Origin of the sequence: Sinisalibacter aestuarii, from assembly GCF_027923545.1 — a bacterium.
Classification (GTDB): domain Bacteria; phylum Pseudomonadota; class Alphaproteobacteria; order Rhodobacterales; family Rhodobacteraceae; genus Sinisalibacter; species Sinisalibacter aestuarii.
On sequence record NZ_BROH01000025.1, the window covers coordinates 1 to 1,688 of the forward strand.

General features: G+C 62.3%; 1 protein-coding gene. It reads left to right on the top strand.

Going from position 1 to position 1,688, the window contains the following annotated elements; all coding sequences use genetic code 11:
* Positions 1–62 precede the first annotated feature (62 nt).
* Complete coding sequence (locus tag QMG28_RS20830; protein ID WP_434622679.1) at positions 63–1,679, top strand: ISL3 family transposase; 1,617 nt, start codon at positions 63–65, stop codon at positions 1,677–1,679.
* The last annotated feature ends 9 nt before the right edge of the window (positions 1,680–1,688 follow it).

Genomic DNA, 1,688 nt, shown 5'->3' on the forward strand with positions numbered 1-1,688 from the left:
GGCTCTGCCTCAATCTGTGTGGCGCACTATCCTGAGAACGGGAAGATTCAGGAGGGATAGTGATGATTTCAAGGAAGCACTGGTCGCCCGGGAGCGATGTTTCCGTTCAAAGCGTTGAGCGGCGCGATTCCGGCGGGTGGACTGTATCCGGCAGTCTGACACCAAACGGCATCTGCCCAGACTGTGGATTGCAATCGCGACGTCGTCACGGCTGGCGGCGTAGGCGGCTGCAGGATTATCCCGCCCATGGTGACGGGGTTACGGTAACCCTCTGGGTTTGCCGTTGGCGATGTTTGGCACCCGCCTGCCCGCGCCGGACTTTCTCGGACCAGATCGGCTCGATTGCGCGTCCTTTTGCGCGGCGCACTTCGCGTGTCGGGGAAATTGTCAGCCATCTTGGGCACGCGACCGGCGGGCGGCCTGCCGAGCGGCTCTTGCATCGCTTGGGCCTTGGGGTCAGTGATGACACGGTGCTTAGGCAGCTGAAGAACCGTGCTCAAGACACTGCCGAGCCGCCGACCGTCATCGGGATCGACGACTGGAGCTGGCGGAAGTCGCAGACCTACGGCACGATCATTGTCGATCTGGAGCGTCGCGCGGTCATCGATGTTCTCGAAGATCGTGATGTGGTCACCTGCACCGACTGGCTGAAACGACATCCCGAGGTGGAAGTGATCAGCAGAGATCGCTGCGGTCTCTACGCCCAGGCTGCCCGGCAAGGCGCGCCGCAAGCGGAACAGGTCGCCGACCGGTTTCATATCGTGCAGAACCTGCGGCAGGCTATCGAGGAGCAGATGAACCTTCACGGCCGTGCGACCGGCAGGGCGCTGCTGTCCGACGCCGACAATATCACCGCAGAGGGAAGCCTTCTGAAGTCCCGCCTTGCGCACAGGACGTCTCGGGAAGAGATTTTCACCACCATCCATGCGCTTCGAAATCAGGGGCTTACCTGCAGCGAGATTGGGCGGCGAACAGGGTTCCCTCGTCGCAGCATCGCGAAATGGCTGCAGTTCGAGACGCCGCCGGACCGCAGGCGGGCAGCTTTGAAGCCGACTTCGCCGTGGTACTTTGAAGAGTTCCTGAGCCAAAGCTGGAAGGGCGGAATTCGAACTGGAAGCGCCCTGTTCCGTCTGATCCGAGAGCGTGGCTACGAGGGGAGCCCGACGCATTTGCAGCGGCTGCTGGCGGGGTGGCGCAGAGCCGAAAAGCAAGCGAAGGGCCCTGCCTTGGAGCACCAGATCCTGGAACCGGTCCGGGACCCGGAAACGGGGCACGCGATCTCCCCGGTCATCGCGGCAGCGCTGTGTATCAAACCCCGCGGAAAACTCACCCCGGATCAGGCGCGGAAAGTCGACGCGCTCAAGGCTGGCTCTCCCGCCTTCGCAACGATGCGCTGCCTCGTCATGCGGTTCAACGGTATCCTGCGTGGCCGCGAGGCAGACCCGCTCCCTGCATGGATCGACGACGCGATCGAAACCGACCTGGCGCCCATCGTGCGCTTCGCACGCACATTGAACCGGGATTTCGATGCGGTAAAAAACGCTATCGAGATGCCCTGGAGCAACGGCCAAGCAGAAGGTCAGATTAATCGTCTGAAGACCCTCAAACGCGCCATGTACGGCCGAGCCGGGCCAGAACTGTTGAGGGCAAGAATGCTGCCCCTCCGCCACACAGATTGAGGCAGAGCC

Bases quoted from the DNA above. Each gene is read 5' to 3' on its own strand.
- QMG28_RS20830 (WP_434622679.1), top strand. From the start codon at position 63: ATGATTTCAAGGAAGCACTGGTCGCCCGGGAGCGATGTTTCCGTTCAA.